The sequence below is a fragment of the Aerococcus sp. L_32 genome (genome assembly GCF_050689315.1).
Map to the genome: position 1 here is coordinate 1 of NZ_JBOEQF010000572.1, position 1,100 is coordinate 1,100.

The following is a 1,100-nucleotide window of genomic DNA, read 5'->3' on the forward strand; positions in this document are numbered from 1 at the left end:
TGTTTATACAGCGCGGTTACTCGCCTTAACACCGAATGCAGCCAAATTACAACGTGTAGCAATTGCTCAAAAATATCGTGGCCAAGGATTAGGCCGTGAGTTGATGGCCGTTGTTGAAGCGAAGGCCTTAGAGGAACATTTCTCACAAATCATTTTAGGTGCCCAAGAGCATGTAACAGGTTTCTACGAAGCGCTTGGATATGAAAACATGGATACACCGAAATATATGGACGCAGGCATCATGCATGTCGATATGGAAAAAAGTATCGGTCACGTCAACGAATGACTACTAGACTAAAATAACCCAGCAAAAAGCTGCACCCCTTTGTTAATAAACAGGCGCAGCTTTTTCTGTGTGTCAAGTTAAAGGTTAATCCATTTTGCCGAAATGCGCCCCGTTAACTTGCTAACATTTGATACCTACAATTGTATACAGTACATTCAAATCAAATTAGTCGGGCCTTTTTTCAAATGAAAATGCACACTCTCCCTCAGTTGTTTCATCGAAGGAATGGTTGTATGCAAATAAACGAACAGGTCCCCTTGTCGATGAGAATCCAGAAAAGTCTTCAAGAATATTTGTTGATTACCTGATCATTATCATTCTACTGGTGATCGTAGCAGTCATTTGTATCATTATCTACGCTGTGATGAGTGGCATCGCTGAAGTTAGCCTTCTTCAATCCGACTTGTTATCCTTCTTTACTAGTGTCTTACCAGTTGTGTTGATTTTCACTTATATGGATTATACAGGTGGTAGTTTCTGCAAAAAGAAAGCCTATATCAAGTTAGTGTTTCAGCAAAAAACAGTCACCAAATGCCCTGCCACTAAATATCGTGAAGTTCATCCCTTGGCAACCAGGCCATATGGCGACTATTTCAGAGATATTTTCTAATTACGAATCACTATCCAACCAAATACTAACGCCCCTATTTCTTGACACGCTTTTCCTGATTATGGCTATGCGAATCTTCCGTCCAATCGACCGCCATATTGGGGACTTGATTGCGGGCACTCAAGTAAAATTTGTATAATAACAAAACCCTGTAAAGTCAGATTTCGGTCTAACGATACAGGTTTTTTTTCGTGTCTATTCTAC

General features: G+C 40.3%; 2 protein-coding genes. Both read left to right on the top strand.

What is annotated here, in order from left to right:
- Nucleotides 1-286: GNAT family N-acetyltransferase (locus ACRCJ0_RS14845; RefSeq protein ID WP_431390977.1), on the top strand; the 286-nt coding region annotated here is incomplete at its 5' end.
- A 551-nt stretch (nucleotides 287-837) separates the two neighbouring features.
- Nucleotides 838-1,035, top strand: coding sequence for a hypothetical protein (locus tag ACRCJ0_RS14850; protein WP_431390978.1), 198 nt, complete (start codon nucleotides 838-840; stop codon nucleotides 1,033-1,035).
- The last annotated feature ends 65 nt before the right edge of the window (nucleotides 1,036-1,100 follow it).